This window comes from Edaphovirga cremea, assembly GCF_003332275.1.
GTDB classification, from domain to species: domain Bacteria; phylum Pseudomonadota; class Gammaproteobacteria; order Enterobacterales; family Enterobacteriaceae; genus Edaphovirga; species Edaphovirga cremea.
This window is the reverse complement of record NZ_QOVA01000001.1, coordinates 500,201-521,772: the sequence shown is the minus strand read 5'-3', so window position 1 is coordinate 521,772 and position 21,572 is coordinate 500,201. Positions and strand designations below refer to the sequence as shown.

Genomic DNA, 21,572 nt, shown 5'->3' with positions numbered 1-21,572 from the left:
ATTCGCGCAGATCGTAAGGCAAATGCCTCAGACGAGTCTATTCAGCAGGAGCTAATTCTAAAAATGTTACCTCGCGTCTTCACCGTTTTATTACTTTCAATGATGGTGTTTTTTGTCAGAGCGGAAACCATCAATGAAAGCTACGCTTTTGCCATTCTCGGTGAACCAAAATATGACGCAAGTTTCAGCCATTACGACTATGTAAACCCCGCTGCGCCGAAAGGGGGAAGCATCAGGCTGGCGGCACTCGGTACTTACGACAATTTCAATCGCTGGGCGTCACGCGGCAATCCTGCCGCACGCAGTGGCCAAATCTACGACGCCTTATTTAGCCCCTCAAGTGATGAGTTGGGGAGCTATTATCCGTTGATAGCCGAATCTGCACGTTATGCGTCTGACCTGAGTTGGGTAGAAGTCACGATTAATCCCCATGCGCGCTTTCACGATGGCTCGCCCATTACCGCAGCCGATGTAGAGTTTACGTTCAACAAACTGATGACCGAAGGTGTGCCGCAATTTCGTCTTATCTACAAAGGCACCAATGTGAAGGCCATCGCGCGCCACACGGTTCGGTTCGAATTTTCCAAACCAGATAAAGATCAGGTGCTTGGCATGCTCGGTCTGCCGATTCTTCCCATGAGTTTCTGGAAAGACCACCGCCTGGATCAACCGTTGATGAAACCGCCACTCGGCAGCGGCCCCTACAAGATCAGCGCCTATCGCTTCGGGCAATATGTCACTTACTCCCGGGTGAAGGACTACTGGGCCGCTAATCTGCCGGTGAATCGCGGACTCAACAATTTCGATACTATTCGCTACGACTATTACCTCGACGATAAAGTCGCACTGCAGGCATTTGCCGCTGGAGCCTACGATTTCAGAATGGAAGGCTCGCCGAAAAACTGGGCGACGCAATATCAGGGCGGTAATTTCAGCAAAAAATATATCGTGAAGGAAGATGAAGAAAATAAAGCGGCGCAGGATACCCGCTGGCTGGCGTTCAATGTGCAACGCCCTATCTTTCAGGATCGCCGTGTACGCCAGGCGTTGACGCTGGCCTTTGATTTCGAATGGATGAATAAAGCGCTGTTTTATGGTGCGTATCAGCGAACAAACAGCTATTTCCAGAATACCGACTATGCGGCCCGTGGCTATCCCGATTCCGCAGAATTGGCCTGGCTGGCACCACTCAAAGGTAAAATCCCTGATGAAGTGTTCAGCGAAATTTACCAGCCACCGCGTTCCGATGGCAGCGGCAACGACCGGGCAAATCTGTTGAAGGCCACGGCCCTTCTTAAAGAAGCCGGATGGGAAGTGCAGAATCAGCAGTTGGTGAACAGTAAAACCGGCAAGCCTTTTACGTTCGAACTTCTGCTGCCAAGTGGTGGCAATAACCAGTTTGTCCTGCCCTTCCAGCATAATTTGCAGCGTCTTGGGATCACGATGGAGGTGCGCGAAGTTGATAACTCGCAGTTTCTCAGCCGGTTACGCAGCCGCGATTACGATATGTTGCCCAAAGTCTATCAGGCTCAGTCCTATCCGGGTGCAAATTTGATGATTTTCTGGGGCTCGCAGTATCTTGACTCCAGTTACAACGCGCCCGGCATTCAGGATCCGGCCATTGATGCCCTGATCGAGCAGATCATCGCCCACCAGGGTCAGGCGGAGCCGTTGCTTTCTCTTGGTCGTGCGCTGGATCGGGTGTTGACCTGGAATCAGTTGATGATCCCGATGTGGTATTCCAATCACGATCGTTACGCCTACTGGGACAAATTCTCTATGCCAGTGAATCGGCCAGCCTATTCAATGGAACTGGATAGTTGGTGGTATGACGTTAACAAAGCTGACCGCCTTCCGGCGGATCAACGTTAAGGAGTCGCCATGACCGCCTATCTGCTACGCAGATTACTGCTGGTGATCCCTACGCTGTGGGCGATTATCACCATTAACTTTTTCATTGTGCAAATCGCTCCGGGCGGTCCGGTCGATCAGGCGATTGCCGTGATTGAAATGGGCCAGACCACGGCTTTGGGAGGTGCCAGCGAAAGTTTGGGGCGTGCCTCCGTTGGCGTGAGCAGTGCCAATGCCGGAGATGGACAATACCGAGGTTCGCGCGGTCTGGATCCTGAAGTCATCGCTGAAATCACCAAACGCTTTGGCTTCGATAAACCGCTGCACGAACGCTATTTCGACATGCTGTGGAATTATGTGCGCTTTGACTTCGGCGACAGCCTGTTTCGTGGTTCATCCGTTATGGGGCTGGTCAAAGACAGCCTGCCGGTTTCGGTCAGTCTTGGGTTATGGAGCACGTTGATTATCTATCTGGTCTCCATTCCCTTGGGTATCCGCAAAGCCGTCAGGAACGGCAGTGCCTTCGATACCTGGAGCAGTACGTTGATTATTGTGGGTTATGCCATCCCTTCGTTCCTATTCGCTATCCTGTTGATTGTGGTCTTCGCAGGAGGCAGTTATCTGGACTGGTTCCCGCTGCGCGGGTTGGTATCAGGCAATTTTGATACGCTGCCCTGGTACGCAAAGATCACCGATTATTTATGGCATATTACGCTACCGGTGCTGGCGACGGTGATTGGCGGTTTTGCAACGCTGACCATGCTCACCAAGAACTCCTTCCTGGATGAGGTTGGCAAGCAATATGTGGTCACGGCGCGTGCAAAAGGGTTGGATGAGCAAAAAATCCTCTATCGCCACGTATTTCGCAACGCCATGCTGCTGGTGATCGCAGGTTTTCCCGCCACCTTCATCAGCATGTTTTTTACCGGCTCCCTGCTGATAGAAGTGATGTTTTCTCTCAACGGCCTGGGATTACTGGGCTATGACGCCACGCTGCAACGTGATTTCCCGGTAATGTTTGGCACGCTTTATATCTTCACGCTGATTGGTTTATTGCTGAATATTATCAGTGACATCACGTACACGCTGGTGGATCCACGCATAGATTTCGAGGGGCGCGGATGATGCAGATGAGTCACATCAATCGGGCGCGCTGGGCACGTTTTCGCACCAACCGCCGCGGATACTGGTCCTTGTGGATATTTGCCGTATTATTCATTGTCGCCCTGCTGGCAAATGTGCTGGCTAATGACAAACCGCTGCTGGTGAGTTATCAGGGGCAGATCTACCTGCCTTTTGTGAATAATTACAGTGAAACGACCTTTGGTGGTGAGTTGCAAACGGCAACTGATTTTCAGGATCCTTACGTGGTAAGAAACATCGAAGATCACGGCTGGATACTTTGGGCACCGATTCGCCACAGTTATAAATCCTTGAATTTTGCCACCGAAGTTCCCTTCCCTTCGCCACCATCCCGGAAAAACTGGCTGGGTACTGACAGTCGGGGCAGTGACGTACTGGCGCAGGTGCTATACGGGTTTCGTATCTCGATGCTGTTTGGCCTGATGCTCTCCCTATGCTCTTGCCTGATCGGCATTACGGTAGGTGCCGTCCAGGGTTATTACGGCGGAAAAGTGGATCTGGTAGGCCAGCGGTTTATCGAAGTATGGTCTGGTATGCCAACGCTGTTTCTGATCATCATGCTCTCCAGTATTGTTCAGCCCAGTTTCTGGTGGCTATTGCTGATTACCGTCATGTTCGGCTGGATGACGTTGGTTGGCGTAGTGCGGGCAGAATTCCTGCGCACGCGAAATTTCGACTATGTGCGGGCGGCACAGGCGATGGGTGTCAGTGACCGACAGATCATGCTGCGCCATATGCTGCCGAATGCGATGGTCGCTACATTGACCTTTTTGCCGTTTATCCTGTGCGGTTCTATCACTACGTTAACCTCACTGGACTTCCTCGGATTTGGCCTGCCCTTGGGCTCTCCGTCGCTCGGCACGCTGTTGCTGGAGGGTAAAAATAATCTCCAGGCTCCGTGGCTGGGCATCACGGCATTTCTGGTGGTCGCGGTTCTGCTTTCATTACTGATTTTTATTGGCGAAGCCGTGCGCGACGCCTTTGATCCCGGAAAGGCGTACTGATATGGCAAATACGACTCTGCTGTCCATCCAACACCTCAGCATCGCCTTTCGTCAGGGAGAGCAGCAGCGCACCGTGGTTGAGGATCTCTCGTTGCAGCTAGAGCGCGGGGAAACGCTGGCACTGGTCGGTGAATCCGGTTCTGGCAAAAGCGTGACTGCCCTGTCGGTCCTGCGTCTATTGCCTTCACCGCCCGTACTCTATCCGGCCGGTGACATTCTTTTTGAAGGGCGTTCATTGCTGCATGCCGATGACGCCAGCCTGCGTAAGGTGCGTGGCGATCAGATAGCCATGATTTTCCAGGAACCCATGGTGTCACTGAACCCGCTGCATACCATCGAGAAACAGTTGGCCGAAGTACTGATCCTCCACCGGGGTATGCGTCGCGAGACTGCGCGCAGTGAAATCATCCAATGCCTGGATCGCGTGGGCATACGCAATGCAAAATCCCGTCTGTCCGATTTCCCGCATCAACTGTCAGGCGGTGAACGTCAGCGGGTCATGATTGCCATGGCCGTATTGACCCAGCCCAAACTGCTGATTGCCGATGAGCCGACGACAGCACTGGATGTCTCGGTGCAGGCACAAATTCTTACGTTACTGCGCGAACTGAAAGAAGAGCTCGGAATGTCGCTGCTATTTATCACCCACAACCTGAATATCGTCCGTCAATTGGCCGACAATGTCGCCGTGATGCGTCAGGGCAAGAAGGTTGAATACAACAGCCGTCAACAGCTTTTCAGTCATCCGCAGCATCCTTACACGCGCCAACTGCTTGATGCCGAACCAAAAGGGTCACCGCTTCCGCTCCCCGTTGACAGCAACGTGCTGCTGGACGTGCGCAAGCTACAGGTCGGTTTTCCTGTCAAACGGGGTCTGCTGCAGCGCGTTGTGGATACACACTACGCGCTCAAGGAGATCAGTTTCACCCTGAAAGCCGGTGAGGCAATCGGATTGGTCGGCGAATCTGGCTCAGGAAAGAGCACCACCGGTCTGGCCCTGTTGCGCCTGCTGAAATCCACGGGGGAAATCTGGTTTGAGGGTCAGGCGCTGCATGGTCTGAGCCGTCGGCAACTCCTGCCGTTTCGCAGCCGGATTCAGGTGGTTTTCCAGGATCCTTTCTCGGCATTGAATCCGCGACTGAACGTTGAACAGATCATTGCCGAAGGATTGGATGTGCACCAGCCACTTGAGCCAAAGGCGCGCGAACAGCGGGTCATACAGGCAATGCAGGAAGTGGATCTCGATCCGGAAACCCGCCATCGTTATCCAGGAGAATTTTCTGGCGGACAACGCCAGAGAATCGCCATTGCGCGGGCATTGATTCTGCAACCGGCGTTATTGATTCTCGATGAACCGACCTCCTCGCTGGACAAATCGGTTCAGGCGCAAATTCTCGCGTTGCTGACGTCGTTGCAACAACGGCACCGGTTGGCTTATCTGTTTATCAGCCACGACCTGCAGGTTGTACGCTCATTGTGCCATCAGGTGATCGTGCTGCGTCAGGGGGAAGTCGTAGAACAGGGACAGTGCGAAACCGTATTTAACTCGCCGGCACATGATTACACCAGGCAGCTTTTAACGCTGGTAGAGCCAGCCTCCTGAGAATGTCAGAAAGGATAGAGCGCAGAGATGGATTCAGCAATCGCAGCCCCGACGTTCTTCAATCGGCAAAGAGTGGTGCTTTCATCACCGCGATGAACAAACAGGCAAGGCTGACCTTCCCATTCCACCACTGCACATTCAACCTGAATTTCCTGCAAGGAGAGGTTGAGTTTGCGCATGACCTGCCATGCCATGTCCCCTTCGTGGCTCAATAACTTCAAGCCGATCAGATTGCTTTCTTCATCTATGGCGGTCAAAGGGATAGGTTCAACTTTGATCCCGGTGAACCCCGATAACCATCGGTAACTTTGCGGTAACCGATGTACGACCGAAAGTTGGATGCTATTCACGTCTTTTCCCCAGCAAGAGTCGTAAGTTTCCTGGCGCATTGCAGTATGCAATCGATAACAACAAAGTTCTGCCAATGCCAGACTGGGTGCCATCCGTTGAGCCAAAAAAGTTACTGTTAATTCAATTTCTAATGAATGTCTATTCAAAGAATCATGGACTTATGAATGGAAACTACTGTTGGACAGTCTCATTTTCTGAGATCCAGATCCCACTTTGCGTTATATGTAACGCTTTTTGGGCATTTTAACAACTAATTTTATCCAATGTTCTTACTTTATATAGTTTATTTATTCACAAAAAGGAAACATCATTTTGAGGTGAATAGTTTCCACTTATCACTAATTAGTTGTTTTAAAAGAGAAAAACAGGAAAGGAACGATGACGCAGGAGAAAAGATAGTGTTAAAAAAGTGTTCTAGTGAGAAAGACCGCAGAGCATGACCCCCTGCGGCCCCCTGTTAACTTACGGCTGCTTTGCTGGCAGGCTGCTTGCCCGGACGACTGGCGTAGAGATAAAGCAGCACGGAAACGATAATGCAAAAAGCCATTGAGCTGACCATCGGCCAGGCGCTTTTTGCTGGCGCCATGGAGAGGATCGACCCAACCAGTGCGCCGATTCCAAATCGTAATGTGCCAGCCAACGACGCCGCTGTTCCCGCCATATGCGGAAAATCATCGAGGATGATGGCCATTGCATTGGAAGTAATCATGGCGATGCAACCCACATAAGCCGCAACCCCCAGCACCAGTGCCCAAAAACCGAGCCCGGTCGCACAGACAATCAGCAACCAAATCCCCATCGTCAGTTGGACCAGCAGCCCAAAACGGAACATTTTAACGGCACCAAGACGACGCACATTGCGGCTGTTGAACAGGGTCATCAACACCAGAAAAACGATATTCAGCGCGAAGTAGAAACCAAAATTCTGTGGTGATACGCCGTTCAGTTCGATGTAGACAAAAGGGCCTGCGCTGAGGAAGGAGAACATTCCGGCAAACGAGAATCCACTGGCCAGCATGTAGCAGAGAACGCGCTTATGACGGAAAAGAGACGCGAAGTTACCCAACGTCGTGCGCATATGAAACTTCTGTCGCCGCTCTTTGGGCAGTGTCTCTTTGATGAAGAAGCCCACCAGTACCGCCCCAACCAGCGCGGCGGCAGCCATCGTCCAGAAAATAGCGTGCCAGCTGAAGAGCAACAACAACGCCCCACCGATCATGGGCGCCAGCAGCGGCGCGACGGTCATGACCAGCACCACAAATGACATCATCCGCGAGAATTCGTCTTTGGTGAACATATCGCGCATCAGTGCGTTAATCACCACGCTGGCAGCGGCAGCAGACAGCCCGTGCAGAAAACGCAGGTAGATCAATTGGTCAATGGTTTGCGCCATCGCACAGGCAGCCCCGGCAATGGCAAACACCAACGTTCCCCACAAAATAACCGGCTTGCGCCCTACACTGTCGGCCATCGGGCCATAAAACATCTGACCGAGGGCAAATCCCAGCACGTAAGCGCTGAGCGTCATCTGTACCCGACCACCATCGACACCAAACTCACTGGCAATAACGGGCATACTTGGCAAATACATATCGATAGCCAGCGGCATCAACATGGACAGCAATCCCAGAATGAATACCAACCCAACGTGGGATGTCCGTTTTTCTTGCACTTTCGCTGACTCCTGAATCAAAAAAACGCCAGCAAAAATGAGGCTGGCGTAAACGTTATTAACGCTCTGGTACGCTGACGCTGGCAATTTCCTCAGCGGTTAATGCCCGGTATTCGCCTGGAGCCAAATCGTCATCCAGCGCGATCTCGCCAATACGTTCACGGTGCAACCCGACAACTCGATTGCCGACCGCAGCAAACATGCGTTTTACCTGATGGTAACGCCCTTCACTGATGGTCAGACGCACGACGTGGTCGTCAATTTTTTCCAATTGCGCCGGTTTGGTCAGATTTTTTTCATTGTGCAACTGCACACCCGCCGTGAACTGTGCCGCCGTATCTTCGGCCAATGGCTGTTCCAGCGTGACCAGATAGGTTTTCTCACAGTGATGTTTCGGTGAGGTGATCCGATGTGACCACTGTCCGTCATCGGTCATCAGCACCAGACCGGTGGTGTCGATATCCAGACGACCCGCCGCATGCAGTTTGTACGCCACCGGTTCGTCCATAAAATAGAGTACGGTGGGATGATCTGGATCGTCAGTGGAACAGACATACCCCTGCGGTTTGTTCAGCATAAAATAGCGAGAGCCAACCTGTTGATGCAGTGGATTGCCATCAAACTCCACAACCTGTTCAGGGGTGAGTTTCAGTGAGCCACTCTTTACTATTTCGCCGTCAACAGTGACGCGCTTGGCGCGCAGTTCACGAATAATCAGCGCCCGGCTGATACCTAACTGCTGTGATAAAAACTTGTCCAGTCGCATTGAATCTTTCTTGCCTTTCCTGATGATCGTAAGGCGATCGTGTATTGAGAAAACACATTCTTTTAAAAAACGCTGTCATTTAAAAACGCATTCTTTGGAAAGCGCATTCTTTGGAAAGCGAACAGTATAGCGGCGCTTTGGCCGGTGTCATAGGATGAGTTATAGAGCATCTGCGCAGGAATATCGCAACTTTCGCGTGCAATCGGCATAATGGCCGCGTTTTGGTTCTTCAAGGGAGAAGGGCAACCCTACGTTATGGCATTTACACTCCGACCCTATCAGCGCGAAGCGGTTGACGCCACGCTGAGTTATTTCCGCCAGTATACGCATCCCGCCGTTATCGTTTTGCCCACAGGTGCGGGTAAAAGCCTGGTGATTGCCGAATTGGCGCGCCTGGCGCGCGGTCGGGTCCTGGTGCTGGCGCACGTCAAAGAATTGGTCGCGCAGAATCATGCAAAGTATCGCGCCTATGGTCTGGAGGCCGACATTTTTGCGGCGGGCCTGCAACAGAAACAGAGCGCCGGAAAGGTTGTCTTTGGCAGCGTGCAGTCTGTCGCCCGTAACCTTGCGCTATTCGATGGCGAATTCTCGTTGCTGATAATCGATGAATGTCATCGCATCAGCGATGATGATGAAAGTCAGTATCAGCAGATTATCCAGCACCTGCGGCAGGTCAATCCACAGTTGCGTTTACTCGGGTTGACGGCCACCCCTTATCGTCTGGGAAAAGGTTGGATCTACCGCTATCACTACCATGGCATTACGCGTGGCGATGAAAATAGTCTGTTTCGTGACTGTATCTATGAACTACCGCTGCGTTACATGATCAAACACCATTTTCTGGTTCCGCCAGAACGCCTCGACATGCCGGTTGTACACTATGATTTCAGTCGTCTTCAGGCCAATAGCAGCGGATTGTTCAGCGAAGCCGATCTGGATCGCGAGTTGAAACAGCAAAAGCGCATCACACCGCATATTATCAGCCAGATTATTGAATACGGTGCGACTCGCCAAGGCGTGATGATTTTCGCGGCCACCGTTGAGCATGCGCGGGAAGTATTTGGGTTGTTGCCAAAAGGCCAGGCTGCGCTGGTCAGTGCAGAAACGCCCTCCGCAGAACGGGATCGTCTCATCGCCGCGTTCAAAGATCAGGAATTGCGTTATCTGGTCAATGTCGCGGTCTTGACCACCGGCTTTGACGCCCCCCATGTTGACCTGATTGCCATACTGCGCCCGACGGAATCAGTCAGTCTTTATCAGCAAATCGTGGGGCGTGGACTGCGTTTATCGCCGGGTAAAACAGAGTGCCTGATTCTGGATTATGCCGGGAATCCCCACGATCTTTTCACGCCTGAAGTCGGTGCCAGCAAACCCAAAGGGGATAGCCAACCGGTGCAGGTTTTCTGCCCCGGTTGCGGTTTTGCCAATCTGTTCTGGGGAAAGTCCTTGCCGGATGGCACGGTCATTGAACACTTTGGCCGCCGCTGTCAGGGATGGCTGGAAGACGACGAGGGACATCGCGAGCAGTGCGATTTTCGTTTCCGCTTCAAAAGTTGCCCACACTGCGGTACGGAAAATGATATTGCGGCACGCCGCTGCCATCAGTGCCAGGAAGTACTGGTTGATCCCGATGACATGCTAAAAGCCGCCCTTAGATTGCGCGACGCGCTGGTATTGCGCTGCGGGGGAATGACCCTGGAATCCGGCAGCGATGCGAAAGGGGAATGGCTGAGAATCACCTATTACGACGAAGAGGGTGCCGATGTCAGTGAACGCTTCCGTTTGTCTACCCCGGCGCAGAGAATGGCTTTCCAGCATATTTTTATCCGCCCGCACCAACGCGCTCCCGGCGTACCGCTGGAATGGAAAACCGCCGCGGATATCGTTGCGTTACAGCCGCTGTTTCGCCATCCCGATTTTGTGGTTGCCCGAAAACGTGGTCAGTTCTGGCAGGTGCGCGAAAAAATGTTCGACTATCAGGGCCGTTACCGACGCGCCAATGAACTGCGCGGTTGAATGCGAATGACGCTTCGTCAGTGAGTCAATCAACGCACACACGTGTAAAAAGCGGTTTCATTTGCCGCAGGGGTGATATTTCGCTAGAATGTCGCCCGCTTTCGCGTCATGCGAAGCAGAGTATCCAACCTGTTGCTGGGTCGCCTGTAGCAGGGTTAATTTTCTTAAAGAGAAAAAACAATGAACATCAATGTTGAAGAACGTAAAGAGCAGGGTAAGGGTGCGAGCCGCCGCCTGCGTGCAGCAAACAAATTCCCAGCTATCATTTATGGTGGCTCCGAAGCGCCAATCGCTATCGAACTGGATCACGACTCCGTTAAGAACCAGGAAGTAAAACCTGAGTTCTACAGCGAAGTGCTGACCCTGGTTCTGAATGGCAAAGAAATCAAAGTTAAAGTTCAGGCTGTACAGCGTCATCCGTTCAAGCCGAAACTGGCACACATCGACTTCGTTCGCGCGTAATCGCGAGTATTGGTCGGGTTCCGGGACGCCGGAGCAGAAAAAACGCCGCATTGCGCGGCGTTTTTTTATGGCTGCAATTCAATCATTGCGCCGCAATTATTTGTCACTGCTACTCAGACGGCGCTGCAATTGATCACGCAGATTCGGCGGTGTGCCTTTGATGGTCAGCGTATCCGTGGCGGGATCCCAGAAAATACGTTCGCCCAGGAGGAGTGCATCAAAGTTCAGACTAATGCCGCCACCGCTGCCGGAGAACTTGGTCAACTGACGCAAGGTTCCGCGATCCGCCGGAAAGCTCTCTTCCAACTGATAACCCTGCTCACTGGAAAACTGCCTGAAATCTTTATCGCCAATCGGCGGTAGCTCCTGCGCCAGCGCCTGCAATTCAATCTCTTCGCCAGACTGCAGTTGCTCATTGCAATAGCTGTAAACCTGCTGACGATAAGACTGGCGCTCATTCTTGTCTAATTGCGCTTCAGAGCAATAGTCGTCAACGGCCTGTAATAGACCGCGGTTCTGCGCTTTGGTATCCAGCCCTTCCGCTGCGGCCAGGAAATCCATAAAGAAGTCGGAAACTTTGCGCCCTACCCGCCCTTTCAGGAAAGTCAGGTAGCGGGTTGATTCCGGATTGGTTTCCCACTCCGTCAAATCGATACGCGCCACGATATCAGCGTGGTTGATATCCAGATAATGCGTGGTGCTGATATCCAGTTGTTCATTGACGCGCATGCTGTTGCAGCTGTTCAGCACGGAAATCAGCAAATATTCTACCGCCAGATAGCGATAGTGGCAGAAGAGAACAATGCCACCGTCAGCAAACGGATATTTGGCCAATTCATCGCGCAGGCGCCCGGTTGCTGCACGGGTAAAGCTGAGAAAGTCATTCTCGCCTTTGCGGCAAGCACGCAGGGAGTCCGCCAGTTCGCTCTGCTCGTTGAACAGGCCGTAAGCCTTACTTTTGGCGCTGTAAACACGATGCAGCTCCGCCATCATCTCTTCAACCGCAGCGTTGGTCGGAAGAAGGGTGTCGCGCAGCACCAGATCCAGCGTCTGCTCATCACGCTTGACCAACTGGTGGAGGGCGATCTGGTTGATATCCAGACTCATGGTACTTTCTCCTGTCATTTTTCAGGTATTCTGTGCGCGCGTATTCAAACACTGAAGTCCTTTCGCCGCAACTTAAAAACCCCCACAGAAAGACCGATCAGTGATGTTACGCGGTATTTAATTCGAGTTGCGGGATTAAAGATCTTTTAGCGGCGAGTAACGCGACAAGGCCGAGAATCCCCAGGAGCATAGATTACTATACCCAAAGTACTTGGAGATGCAGGTAGGCAGCAAGCGAGCGAATCCCGATGAGCTGACACAAGTCAGTGATTCGGGTGAGTAAGCGCCGCTAACACCCCTGCAACTTCAAGTACGAAGGGTACGCAGTTAACGCATCTGCGGCTTGAAGTATGACGGGTAATGATAAAAGTGCGGAAACTCACGCGCCTATACGTTAAGATATTGGACTTTGTCAGGCTACGAAGCTAATTAATATATGCCACAATCATCCCGTTACAGCGACGAACACGTCGAAAAATTGCTCTCTGAGCTGGCTAACGTTCTGGAAACACACCGTGCGCCCACCGATCTTTCACTGATGGTGCTGGGTAATATGGTGACAAACCTGATCAATACCAGCGTAGCCCCTGCACAACGCAAAGTGCTGGCTCGCTCTTTTGCCGAGGCATTGCAAGCCTCAATTCGTGAAGATAAAGCCCATTAATCATTTATTTGCCCAGACCCGTTTATGGTGACGAATCGTCAGCGCTACCGCGAAAAAGTGTCTCAGATGATCAGTTGGGGCCACTGGATCGCACTATTCAATATTCTGCTTAGCCTGGGGCTTGGTAGCCGGTATCTGTTTGTCGCAGACTGGCCCTCCTCACTCGCAGGACGAATTTACGCGCTGGTAAGCTGGCTTGGGCATTTTAGTTTTATTGGTTTTTCTGCCTACCTGTTGGTCATCTTCCCGCTGACTTTTGTGGTGATGTCGCAGCGTCTGCTCCGGTTCCTGTCTGCGGCGCTGGCTACCGCAGGGCTAACGCTGTTGCTGGTTGACAGCGAGGTCTTTACCCGTTTCCACCTGCACCTAAATCCGGTGGTGTGGGAGCTGGTGGTCAACCCCGATCAGGGCGAATTGGCCCGCGACTGGCAACTGATGTTTATCTGTGTGCCAATCATCTTCCTGATCCAAATGCTGGTCGGCACCTGGGCGTGGCAGAAGCTGCGCAGCCTGAACCGGCGTAGTTTCGGCAAACCACTGGCCGCTCTATTCATCGGCAGTTTTATTGCCTCACATTTGCTCTATATCTGGGCGGATGCCAATTTCTATCGGCCAATCACCATGCAGCGCGCTAATCTGCCGCTCTCTTATCCAATGACGGCACGTAAATTTCTTGAAAAACACGGCCTGCTGGATGCGCAGGAGTATCAGCGCCGCCTGATTGAACAGGGTCGACCCGAAGCGCTTTCGGTTGAATATCCGCTGAACAACATCAATTTCCGTGATGCAGGTAGTGGTTACAATCTGCTGATGATCGTTGTCGATGGCATGCGCGCAGATACGCTGCCGCAGGATATGCCGGTTCTTAACCGATTCGCTGACGAAAATATTCGCTTTACCCAGCATTACAGCTCGGGTAATCGCACGGATACCGGTTTATTCGGCCTGTTCTATGGGATTTCCCCAACGTACATGGACGGCATTTTGGCCGCGCGCAAACCCTCTGCGCTAGTTAATGCATTGGCGGCGCAGGATTATCAGTTTGGCTTGTTCTCTTCCGATGGTTTCGACTCGCCATTGTATCGTCAGGCGTTGCTATCAGATTTTTCACTGCCACCGCCGGTCAACCAGAGTGACAGTAAAACAACAGCACAGTGGCAGCAATGGTTAGGGACGCGCTCCAAAACCGCACCATGGTTCTCTTACCTGAACTTCAATGGTGTGATTAAAAATACGTCATCCAGAGACAATGCCCCCGCGCTAACCGGCAAAGCCTTTATCCAGCAATATCGCCGTAGTGTGGCGGAGGTCGATCAGCAGATCGACAGCGTATTACAGACGCTGGCAGAGCGCGGTCTTCTTGACAACACGGTGGTGGTGATTACCGGTGCCCACGGCATTGAGTTCGATGAAAAAGGCAACTGGGGTACGAGCGAGAGTATTAACAGCGTTCAATTGCAGGTACCGTTAGTCGTACATTGGCCAGACACCCCGGCGCAAAGCGTCAATAAACTCACCAGCCATGAAGACGTAATGACCACGCTGATGCAGCGACTGTTGCATGTCAGCACCTCCCCTGCTGACTATTCGCAGGGTGAAGATCTCTTTGCTGCCAAGCGGCGTAACGATTGGGTCGCAACGGGCGACAATGGCAAGCTGGTGATCTCTACGCCGACCCAAACGATTGAGTTAGAGTCGAATGGTTCCTATCGCGTTTATGATCAGGAAGGTAAAGAGATCAAACATGCCAAGCCGCAGTTAGCACTGTTATTGCAAGTGCTGACCGACGAAAAACGCTTTATTGCCAACTAACTGCTTAAAAGTAAAGCAGTCGTTGCGCTTTGCTCTTGCATTAAGGGCCGGAATCGGTAGTATTACCCCACAGCGTCGGCATGTAGCGCAGCCTGGTAGCGCACCGTCATGGGGTGTCGGGGGTCGGAGGTTCGAATCCTCTCATGCCGACCAAAGAACCCTAGAAAAACCAACCTCTTACGGTTGGTTTTTTATGTTCGGATTTTGTCGGTGATAAAAAAGGGTAAAACCCAGACAGCTAGTTAATAGATTATCACTGCGTCAACGACGTATTCACCACACCGTCATAACCGGCAAAAAAGTAGCGCGCGGTATAGCGTCTATCGACTTCCGTGAAAAACTCTGCCACCAGTTCCCAATCCAACCCATAGCGTTTTGACAACACACCCGCTTCGAAAGCCGCCTGATTGCGATCGCCCGATTTTTCCGCCAGCCGATGGGAAAATCCCAGAACAAATCCTCGTTTATAGTCCGCGCAAAAACCGTTTACTTCCGTCGCTGGCCTGGCTGCATCGGATTGCAATCCGGCCATCAGACCATTACCAAAATGGTTTTGTATCATCGAAATCCCCCGGAATTCGCTATATAAATTATTATATAGCGATCATTTGCACAGCGTACATACCTCTAAGGAATAATCATTACGGATAAGAGGTGAACAGAAATCACCTTCATCGGGGCGTTGCACCGTTCTTAAAGAGATAAAATGAGAATTGTTCTTGATATCATTAGTCTCCTCATTAAACTGCTTGCAGTTCACCTAAAATGAGAAGAAATACCCATGGAGTTGCTCCGCGTCGTCTTTAAACAATATCGCTGGCCTTTTCTAGCGGTCATCGTCCTGAGCCTCGCCAGTGCAGCGCTGGGCATCGGTCTGATCGCTTTTATCAACCAAAAACTTATTGTTGCCGTGAATGGCTCAATGTCGGTGTTACCGCAATTTCTCGGGTTGTTACTCTTGCTGATGGCGGTGACACTTGGCTCGCAATTGGCATTAACCACGCTGGGGCACCACTTCGTCTACCGTCTGCGCGGTCAATTCATTAAACGTATTCTCGATACCAATATTGAACGCATCGAACAGATCGGCAATGCCCACCTGATCGCCAGTCTGAGCAGCGATATAAGAAACATCACCATTGCCTTTGTTCGCCTGCCGGAACTGATACAGGGCATCATACTTACTCTCGGTTCAGCGGCTTATCTCGCCTGGCTGTCGCCCAAAATGTTACTGGTGACTGTCGTATTATTGGCAATTACCATTTTTGGTGGCTTTAAGCTGGTCTCGCGCGTCTACAAACATTTGGCGAGCGTACGTGAAGCGGAAGATCGTCTGCAGAAAGATTACCAAACGGTGATCGAGGGGCGCAAAGAGCTGGCGTTGAACCGTGAACGTGCCCAGCAACTCTATGAAGATATCTATCAAAAGGATGCGCAGGATTACCGCGATCATATTATCCGTGCCGATACCTTCCACCTCAGCGCGGTGAACTGGTCAAATATCATGATGCTGGGTGCAATCGGGCTGGTCTTTTTTATGGCCAATAATCTGGGCTGGTCAGATACCAACGTCGCAGCCACCTACTCATTGACGTTGCTCTTTCTGCGAACCCCGTTGCTGCAAGGCGTCGGCGCATTGCCAACCCTGCTCAGCGCCCAGGTGGCCTTTACCAAACTGAAGGCGCTCAAACTGGCCGACTACCAACCAGAATTCAACCGGGCGCAGAAACCCGCAAACTGGAAAACGCTGGAGCTGCGTGACGTTGTTTTCCATTATGGTGAGGACGGATTTGAAGTCGGACCGATTAATCTGACGCTCGAACGGGGTGAACTGGTCTTCCTGATTGGCGGCAACGGCAGCGGAAAATCGACGCTCGCCATGCTGCTCACTGGCCTGTATACCCCGTGTTCAGGTGAGATTCTTCTGGATGGCGTTCCGGTTGCAACCACAGATAATCAGAATTACCGCAAACTGTTCTCTGCCGTCTTTACGGACTTCCATCTGTTTGGTCAGATGCTGGGGCCGGAGGGCACGGCGCCGAATGCAGAATTGGTCAAACGTTGGCTTAACCGTCTAAATATGCAGGATAAATTGCAGTTGGAAGATAATCGCATCACTAATCTGCAACTTTCACAAGGGCAGCGCAAACGCGTCGCCCTGCTGCTGGCGACGGCGGAAGAACGTGACATTCTACTGCTTGATGAATGGGCGGCCGATCAGGATCCACAATTCCGCCGTACCTTCTATCGCGATTTGCTGCCCTATTTTAAACAGGCCGGAAAAACGGTATTTGCCATCAGCCACGATGACCACTACTTCGAACACGCGGATCGCTTGCTGGAGATGAAAGCAGGACACTTGCAGGAGTTGACGGGCGTAGCGCGCGCCGAAGCCAGTCTGGATGCCGTGGCACAATTAGATAAATAAGCGTTTCCTGCCCATAAAAAACCCACCTTCACAGGTGGGTTCATCAAAACCACGCAGATACCGATTAGAAATCGACACCCACTGACAACTTCAGCTCGCGCGGATTGCCCTGCGCGATATAAGTCCCGGTCTCCTCCACCGATGACCAATAGTTCTCGTTGGTGACGTTTTCCACATTTGCCCGCCAGACCAACTTGTGATCGTCAAGCGCCATGGTGTAGCGCGCGCCCAGATCCAGACGAGTCCAGGGGTCAAGCTTCAGCGTATTGGCTTCGTTGCCGTATTGTGAGCCAGAACGAATTACCGTGCCATTCGCGGTCAAACCTTCAACACCGGGAATGTCCCATTCTGCGCCCGCCACCAGTTGGTACGTCGGCACGCCAATCGCCTTATTGCCATCATTGATGCCATTTTGGGTCTTGCTCAACTCGGCATCCAGCCAGGTCACACCGCCCAGCAAACGCACGCCGTACATAGGCTCACCAAACAGACTCAATTCCACACCGCGGTTACGCTGCTCACCATTCAGACCGTACACATTGGCGTCATCAATACTGCCGTTGGGTTTTTTGATTTCGAACAGCGCCAGTGAACCACCAATACGACCGAAATCGGCTTTAATCCCGACCTCATTTTGCCTGGACAGCACGATACCCGTGACATAACCGGCGTTTACCGTATTTGATGGCGCGGTCTTTCCGGGCTGCAATGCCTCAATATGGTTGGCATACAGAGAGATCGGTTCCCAGGGTTTAACCACCAGCCCATAAACCGGTGTGACTTTCATAGAATCAAAAGCCGTTTTGGGATCTTCCACGCCGGTATAGCTATAGTTGCGAATCGTCACTTCCTGACGGCGCAGGCCCAGCGTCAGCATTGCCTTGTCATCCAGCACTGACAAGGTATCCGAGACCGCCGCGCCTGTGGTGCGGGTACGGCTTCGCGTGACCGGGTTATTCAAATCGCTGCCGGAATAAAGGGTAGGTGGGTTATCAATCGGCTGCGGATCAAAGATATTGGTGGTATAGCCGGAACTCGCCATGGTGTAAGCGGCGCGGGTGCGAGTGTTTACGCCAGAATAGCCAAAATTCACATTATGCTTGATGAAGGCAGTATCGAAAGTACCGCGAATACCCGTCATCCCGGAGAAATTATCACTTTGATAGGCGGTAGTCAGGCGACCAATTGTGGCGTCACCCTGCTGGTTAAGTAGCGTCGGCACGGCATAAGCCCCCATTTCATCATTGTGACTGGCGCCAATGGCTGAATAAAACACCCATTTTTCCGTCAGATCGTAATCGGCACGCAGCATGCCAAACTGCGTCTCCATATCCGAGTAAACCCATTGCTGACTATAATTCAGGGTCGCTGCGGGTGCGTCCGGCAGTTCGGTCAACTTCCCCGGTTTGATGCCAAGCCGTCCGCCATGCACGGTCTGCTTCTGATAACCGAGATCCATTGAGGTGCGCAATCTGTCACCACGATAATCCAGCCCGACTGCCGCCAGCGTTGTGCGATCTTTCTGATCGTGGATCGCCGACTCACCTTCACGATGCAACACGTTTACCCGTGCACCAAACTGATTGTTATCGCCGAACCGACGCCCCGTATCAAGCGAGGTTCCAATACGTGATTCCGAGGTATAATCCAGCCCGACATGCACCAGAGGCTCATCACCGGCACGCTTCGGCTCCAGATTAATGGCCCCGCCCACTCCGCTGCCGCCTGGCGATACACCATTGAGGAAAGTGTTTGAACCTTTGAACACTTCGACGCGTTCGATCATATTCGTCGACACCACTTGGCGTGGCATCACGCCATAGAGTCCGCCCAGCGAAATATCGCCGCTGTCCAACTGGAATCCACGGATACGGTAGGTTTCAGCAAAGTTGCCATAGCCACCCACCAACTGCACCGAAGCATCGTTTTTCACGACGTCAGACAATGTTTGTGCCTGCTGATCCTCAATCATCCTGGAAGTAAATCCGATCACGCTGAAAGGCACATCGGCGGCATTTTGCTCGCCCAGCATTCCGAGGCGTCCGCCATTGGCGATCTGCCCATCAAGAAAAGCGGGGATCAGTTGATCACCACCGGGGGTAAAAACATCAGGTTTGGCGACCACGGTCATTACATCGCCTTCACTGGGCTTGGGCGTTTTTGTGGTGGCGGGTGCAGCGCAGACAGAAGTATTTAACGCAGAACTGATTAAAACAGCGAGTGAGCACCGGACGAAAGACGCCCTGGCGCAGTGAGAAGTAAAGTGCATGGAATTCCCTTGGAATAAAAAAGATAATGAGAGTGATTCTTATAAGTTTTCACAATTATGCGCAATTTATGTCTGAATGCAAGAGTGGATGTCTGGATGTGTTCGCTTGCAGCTTATTATCTTGCGGTGTGGGGAATCTGGCTGAAATTGCATCAGAAATGACGAGGCTGAACATTCAGCACTGAGGAACGGAATACATCTCAGCGCTGAATCGGAAAGCAGGGTAACTCAGGATGCGCCCCGGTTTCTGCGCCAATCCGCAATCATTTGATCGCTGATTTCATCGGCGTAGCAAATCGGTGCATACCCGCCCTCGCGGCTCCAGGCACTACGCTTTCCGCAGCGACTGCCGTTGCGCGCCGAGTTGAATGGGCAAGGACAATTGCCCGGATAGGCGCTTATGGACTCTTTGATAATCTGCTGTTTTACCTGCTCATCACTCATTGTTCCCGCTTTCGCGAGGGCATCGGCGGTGAAAAACAAGGCAAAAAAACATAACAGGCTTGCCATTAATGCTCTGCGCATAGTCATTTACCAAGGATTTATAATCTCCGAGATATGACTATAGAACAATAACCACTCAATTAATATGGTTATTATTTATCCGATTCTGGCATGGCATTGGCGACTGCCTGGAAAATCTCTTCAGCCAGTGAGGCGTCGTCTGTGGCACGAGCAAGAACCAGCGCACCTATCGTGGCGGCGTAGGTCACCATCGCCTGATGGCGTCGCTGTTTCTCGGTCTCACCCGGCATGCTCTGCGTAGCAGCAGACAAAACTTCGTTCACACCCGAGGCGATCACCTGCCGGACACTTTCCCCCTGACGCGCCGACTCCGCACCCAGGGCAGCCAGCAGACATCCCGTCCCCACTCCACTTTCAAAGGATCCCCGCAGGTAATCGGCGCTGATCTCGCGCAGTGATTTATCGCCACCGGTTTGAGCCAGCGATCGCCAATAATCAGCGTTGCGTTCCAATATCCGTGCACTCGCCTGCGCAATCAGATCCTCTTTTGAAGAGAAATTGGCGTAGAAACCGCCGTGGGTCAGTCCGGCATTCTTCATCAACTCGGCCACGCCGATACCATCGAAACCCCTTTCCCTGAAAAGTCGCGCCGCGGTATCCAGCACTCTTTCGCGATTGGCTGCGGCTTGTTCTCTGTTAACTTTCATGCGTCACGTTCCTTTTCTGGACTGCATTTTCATGCTTGACTCTTTATAAGATGATCGCCATATAATTTAATTATGATGACCATCATATAACGACGTCGATCACGACGTCCAGTTGCACCTCACCTCTTTTGCTGGAGTAAAAAACATGAATTACATGAATTTTGGACGTCGGACAGGTTTACGCGTATCTCAACTTGCGCTGGGGACAGGGAATTTTGGTACGGGTTGGGGTTATGGATCCGAGCCCACCGAGGCAAAAACTGTCTTTGATGCTTACGCCAATGCGGGTGGAAATTTCATTGATACAGCCAATGGTTATCAGGTTGGCCAATCCGAAGAGATCGTGGGCGATTTGATTGCAGCCGATCGCGATCACTTTGTATTGGCAACAAAATATACCTTGGGCGTTACTGCAGATGCAGGCATATCCCGTAGCGGCAATAGCCGCAAGAGCATGATTCAGGCGGTGGAGGCCAGTTTGAAGCGGCTTAAAACCGACCGTATCGACCTCTATTGGGCGCATGCCAGCGACGGTGCAACGCCCATGGAAGAGATCCTGCGAGCTTTCGACGATCTGGTGCGTTCAGGCAAAATTCTTTATGCCGGACTCTCCAACTTTCCCGCATGGCGCATTGCCCGGGCCGATGTTTTGGCCGAACTACGTGGTTGGGCACCGCTGATTGGTATCCAGCTCGAATACAGTCTGGCTGAGCGAAGCGCCGATCGTGAGTTGCTGCCCATGGCCGAAGCGCTGGGATTGGGTGCTGCATTATGGTCACCGTTGGGCGGTGGGTTACTGACAGGTAAATACCGGGGCGGAAATACCGCAGGACGCCTCACCGGACTGGGTGGCGTGCTGGTACGCACTGAAAAGAGTGAGCAGGAAACAGCGATTCTGGATGCAGTTCTGGCAATTGCAGGGGAACTTAGGGTTGCACCGGGACACGTAGCGATCGCCTGGTTGCTTGAGAAAGCACAGAAGTCATCCACCGCATTGATACCGATCCTTGGCTCACGCACCCGCGCACAGTTCGATGAAACACTCACCGCCCTTGATGTAAAACTCACGCCTGAACAGGTTCAGCGATTGGAAACCGTCAGCGCCATTGAGCTGGGTGCGCCCTACGACATTATGACCTCGTCAGCCGATCGTATTGCCGGTGGCCAGCAAGCGTTGCTGCGCCCGGCATTTATACCGGCAAAATAACGTTTGTAGTGTAAATCGCATTAGTAGTGTAAATCGCATGAGTAG

Annotated in this window: 18 protein-coding genes and 1 tRNA gene; 11 read left to right on the top strand and 8 right to left on the bottom strand. The window is 52.1% G+C overall.

All coding sequences use genetic code 11. The features are described from left to right. Positions 1-63: 63 nt before the first annotated feature. Genes DRI82_RS02430 through yejF form a run of 4 tightly spaced genes read left to right on the top strand, consistent with a single transcriptional unit; the run spans position 64 to position 5,601 of the window. The gene (locus tag DRI82_RS02430; RefSeq protein WP_114191892.1) at positions 64-1,872 is read left to right on the top strand and encodes an extracellular solute-binding protein; all 1,809 of its coding nucleotides are present in this window, start codon (positions 64-66) and stop codon (positions 1,870-1,872) included. Positions 1,873-1,881: 9 nt separating this feature from the next. Next, positions 1,882-2,976, top strand: a complete 1,095-nt coding sequence (locus DRI82_RS02425) for a microcin C ABC transporter permease YejB (RefSeq protein ID WP_114191891.1) — start codon at positions 1,882-1,884, stop codon at positions 2,974-2,976. After that, positions 2,973-3,998: an ABC transporter permease gene (locus DRI82_RS02420; protein WP_114191890.1), complete on the top strand. Its 1,026-nt coding sequence runs from the start codon at positions 2,973-2,975 to the stop codon at positions 3,996-3,998. The genes DRI82_RS02425 and DRI82_RS02420 overlap by 4 nt, the downstream gene beginning before the upstream one ends. Before the next feature lies 1 nt (position 3,999). Further along, positions 4,000-5,601 (top strand): microcin C ABC transporter ATP-binding protein YejF, encoded by a 1,602-nt coding sequence (gene yejF / locus DRI82_RS02415; protein WP_114191889.1) that lies wholly within the window; start codon positions 4,000-4,002, stop codon positions 5,599-5,601. Positions 5,602-5,606: 5 nt separating this feature from the next. Here yejF and DRI82_RS02410 read toward each other — a convergent pair whose 3' ends face one another. From DRI82_RS02410 to rsuA, 3 genes are all read right to left on the bottom strand, one after another. After that, a complete protein-coding gene (locus DRI82_RS02410) occupies positions 5,607-5,951 on the bottom strand; it encodes a YejG family protein (RefSeq protein ID WP_114192018.1) in 345 nt (114 codons plus the stop codon). A 458-nt stretch (positions 5,952-6,409) separates the two neighbouring features. After that, positions 6,410-7,624 carry a Bcr/CflA family multidrug efflux MFS transporter gene (locus DRI82_RS02405; protein ID WP_114192017.1) on the bottom strand — a complete coding sequence of 405 codons (1,215 nt, stop codon included), beginning with the start codon at positions 7,622-7,624 and terminating at the stop codon, positions 6,410-6,412. Between the two features lie 58 nt (positions 7,625-7,682). After that, positions 7,683-8,390: a 16S rRNA pseudouridine(516) synthase RsuA gene (rsuA, locus tag DRI82_RS02400; RefSeq protein ID WP_114191888.1), complete on the bottom strand. Its 708-nt coding sequence runs from the start codon at positions 8,388-8,390 to the stop codon at positions 7,683-7,685. Positions 8,391-8,645: 255 nt separating this feature from the next. On the opposite strand from rsuA, the gene radD reads away from it, so the two are divergent. After that, the gene (gene radD / locus DRI82_RS02395) at positions 8,646-10,406 is read left to right on the top strand and encodes a DNA repair helicase RadD (protein ID WP_114192016.1); all 1,761 of its coding nucleotides are present in this window, start codon (positions 8,646-8,648) and stop codon (positions 10,404-10,406) included. A 180-nt stretch (positions 10,407-10,586) separates the two neighbouring features. Further along, a complete protein-coding gene (rplY, locus tag DRI82_RS02390; RefSeq protein WP_114191887.1) occupies positions 10,587-10,868 on the top strand; it encodes a 50S ribosomal protein L25 in 282 nt (93 codons plus the stop codon). Positions 10,869-10,964: 96 nt separating this feature from the next. Here rplY and yejK read toward each other — a convergent pair whose 3' ends face one another. After that, the gene (gene yejK, locus DRI82_RS02385) at positions 10,965-11,975 is read right to left on the bottom strand and encodes a nucleoid-associated protein YejK (protein WP_114191886.1); all 1,011 of its coding nucleotides are present in this window, start codon (positions 11,973-11,975) and stop codon (positions 10,965-10,967) included. 436 nt (positions 11,976-12,411) lie between these two features. On the opposite strand from yejK, the gene DRI82_RS02380 reads away from it, so the two are divergent. The 3 genes from DRI82_RS02380 (at position 12,412) to DRI82_RS02370 (ending at position 14,604) form a co-directional block, all read left to right on the top strand. Further along, positions 12,412-12,639, top strand: coding sequence for a YejL family protein (locus tag DRI82_RS02380; RefSeq protein ID WP_114191885.1), 228 nt, complete (start codon positions 12,412-12,414; stop codon positions 12,637-12,639). 24 nt (positions 12,640-12,663) lie between these two features. Then, the gene (yejM, locus tag DRI82_RS02375) at positions 12,664-14,451 is read left to right on the top strand and encodes an LPS biosynthesis-modulating metalloenzyme YejM (protein WP_114191884.1); all 1,788 of its coding nucleotides are present in this window, start codon (positions 12,664-12,666) and stop codon (positions 14,449-14,451) included. Between the two features lie 76 nt (positions 14,452-14,527). Further along, positions 14,528-14,604, top strand: a tRNA-Pro gene (locus DRI82_RS02370). A 100-nt stretch (positions 14,605-14,704) separates the two neighbouring features. Here the strand turns inward: DRI82_RS02370 and DRI82_RS02365 are convergent. Then, positions 14,705-15,010: a DUF2623 family protein gene (locus DRI82_RS02365; RefSeq protein ID WP_114192015.1), complete on the bottom strand. Its 306-nt coding sequence runs from the start codon at positions 15,008-15,010 to the stop codon at positions 14,705-14,707. Between the two features lie 222 nt (positions 15,011-15,232). On the opposite strand from DRI82_RS02365, the gene DRI82_RS02360 reads away from it, so the two are divergent. After that, the gene (locus tag DRI82_RS02360) at positions 15,233-16,879 is read left to right on the top strand and encodes a multidrug ABC transporter permease/ATP-binding protein (RefSeq protein ID WP_114191883.1); all 1,647 of its coding nucleotides are present in this window, start codon (positions 15,233-15,235) and stop codon (positions 16,877-16,879) included. A gap of 64 nt (positions 16,880-16,943) precedes the next feature. On the opposite strand, the gene DRI82_RS02355 is transcribed toward DRI82_RS02360, so the two are convergent. The 3 genes from DRI82_RS02355 to DRI82_RS02345 all read right to left on the bottom strand — a co-directional run bounded on the left by DRI82_RS02355 (position 16,944) and on the right by DRI82_RS02345 (position 20,320). Beyond that, positions 16,944-19,148, bottom strand: coding sequence for a TonB-dependent receptor (locus tag DRI82_RS02355; protein WP_114191882.1), 2,205 nt, complete (start codon positions 19,146-19,148; stop codon positions 16,944-16,946). Positions 19,149-19,376: 228 nt separating this feature from the next. Next, on the bottom strand, positions 19,377-19,658 hold the full coding sequence (locus tag DRI82_RS02350) for a hypothetical protein (RefSeq protein ID WP_425452617.1): 282 nt from the start codon (positions 19,656-19,658) through the stop codon (positions 19,377-19,379). A gap of 86 nt (positions 19,659-19,744) precedes the next feature. Next, a complete protein-coding gene (locus DRI82_RS02345; protein ID WP_114191880.1) occupies positions 19,745-20,320 on the bottom strand; it encodes a TetR/AcrR family transcriptional regulator in 576 nt (191 codons plus the stop codon). A gap of 145 nt (positions 20,321-20,465) precedes the next feature. On the opposite strand from DRI82_RS02345, the gene DRI82_RS02340 reads away from it, so the two are divergent. Then, positions 20,466-21,527: an aldo/keto reductase gene (locus DRI82_RS02340; protein ID WP_114191879.1), complete on the top strand. Its 1,062-nt coding sequence runs from the start codon at positions 20,466-20,468 to the stop codon at positions 21,525-21,527. Positions 21,528-21,572: the final 45 nt, after the last annotated feature.

Excerpts from the sequence above, each read along its gene's own strand:
- DRI82_RS02360 (WP_114191883.1), top strand. The coding sequence starts at position 15,233 with ATGGAGTTGCTCCGCGTCGTCTTTAAACAATATCGCTGGCCTTTTCTA.
- DRI82_RS02425 (WP_114191891.1), top strand. The coding sequence starts at position 1,882 with ATGACCGCCTATCTGCTACGCAGATTACTGCTGGTGATCCCTACGCTG.
- yejK (WP_114191886.1), bottom strand. The coding sequence starts at position 11,975 with ATGAGTCTGGATATCAACCAGATCGCCCTCCACCAGTTGGTCAAGCGT.
- DRI82_RS02380 (WP_114191885.1), top strand. The coding sequence starts at position 12,412 with ATGCCACAATCATCCCGTTACAGCGACGAACACGTCGAAAAATTGCTC.
- DRI82_RS02340 (WP_114191879.1), top strand. The coding sequence starts at position 20,466 with ATGAATTACATGAATTTTGGACGTCGGACAGGTTTACGCGTATCTCAA.
- rplY (WP_114191887.1), top strand. The coding sequence starts at position 10,587 with ATGAACATCAATGTTGAAGAACGTAAAGAGCAGGGTAAGGGTGCGAGC.
- yejF (WP_114191889.1), top strand. The coding sequence starts at position 4,000 with ATGGCAAATACGACTCTGCTGTCCATCCAACACCTCAGCATCGCCTTT.
- yejM (WP_114191884.1), top strand. The coding sequence starts at position 12,664 with ATGGTGACGAATCGTCAGCGCTACCGCGAAAAAGTGTCTCAGATGATC.
- DRI82_RS02345 (WP_114191880.1), bottom strand. The coding sequence starts at position 20,320 with ATGAAAGTTAACAGAGAACAAGCCGCAGCCAATCGCGAAAGAGTGCTG.
- DRI82_RS02355 (WP_114191882.1), bottom strand. The coding sequence starts at position 19,148 with ATGCACTTTACTTCTCACTGCGCCAGGGCGTCTTTCGTCCGGTGCTCA.
- DRI82_RS02430 (WP_114191892.1), top strand. The coding sequence starts at position 64 with ATGTTACCTCGCGTCTTCACCGTTTTATTACTTTCAATGATGGTGTTT.
- rsuA (WP_114191888.1), bottom strand. The coding sequence starts at position 8,390 with ATGCGACTGGACAAGTTTTTATCACAGCAGTTAGGTATCAGCCGGGCG.
- DRI82_RS02420 (WP_114191890.1), top strand. The coding sequence starts at position 2,973 with ATGATGCAGATGAGTCACATCAATCGGGCGCGCTGGGCACGTTTTCGC.
- radD (WP_114192016.1), top strand. The coding sequence starts at position 8,646 with ATGGCATTTACACTCCGACCCTATCAGCGCGAAGCGGTTGACGCCACG.
- DRI82_RS02350 (WP_425452617.1), bottom strand. The coding sequence starts at position 19,658 with ATGGCAAGCCTGTTATGTTTTTTTGCCTTGTTTTTCACCGCCGATGCC.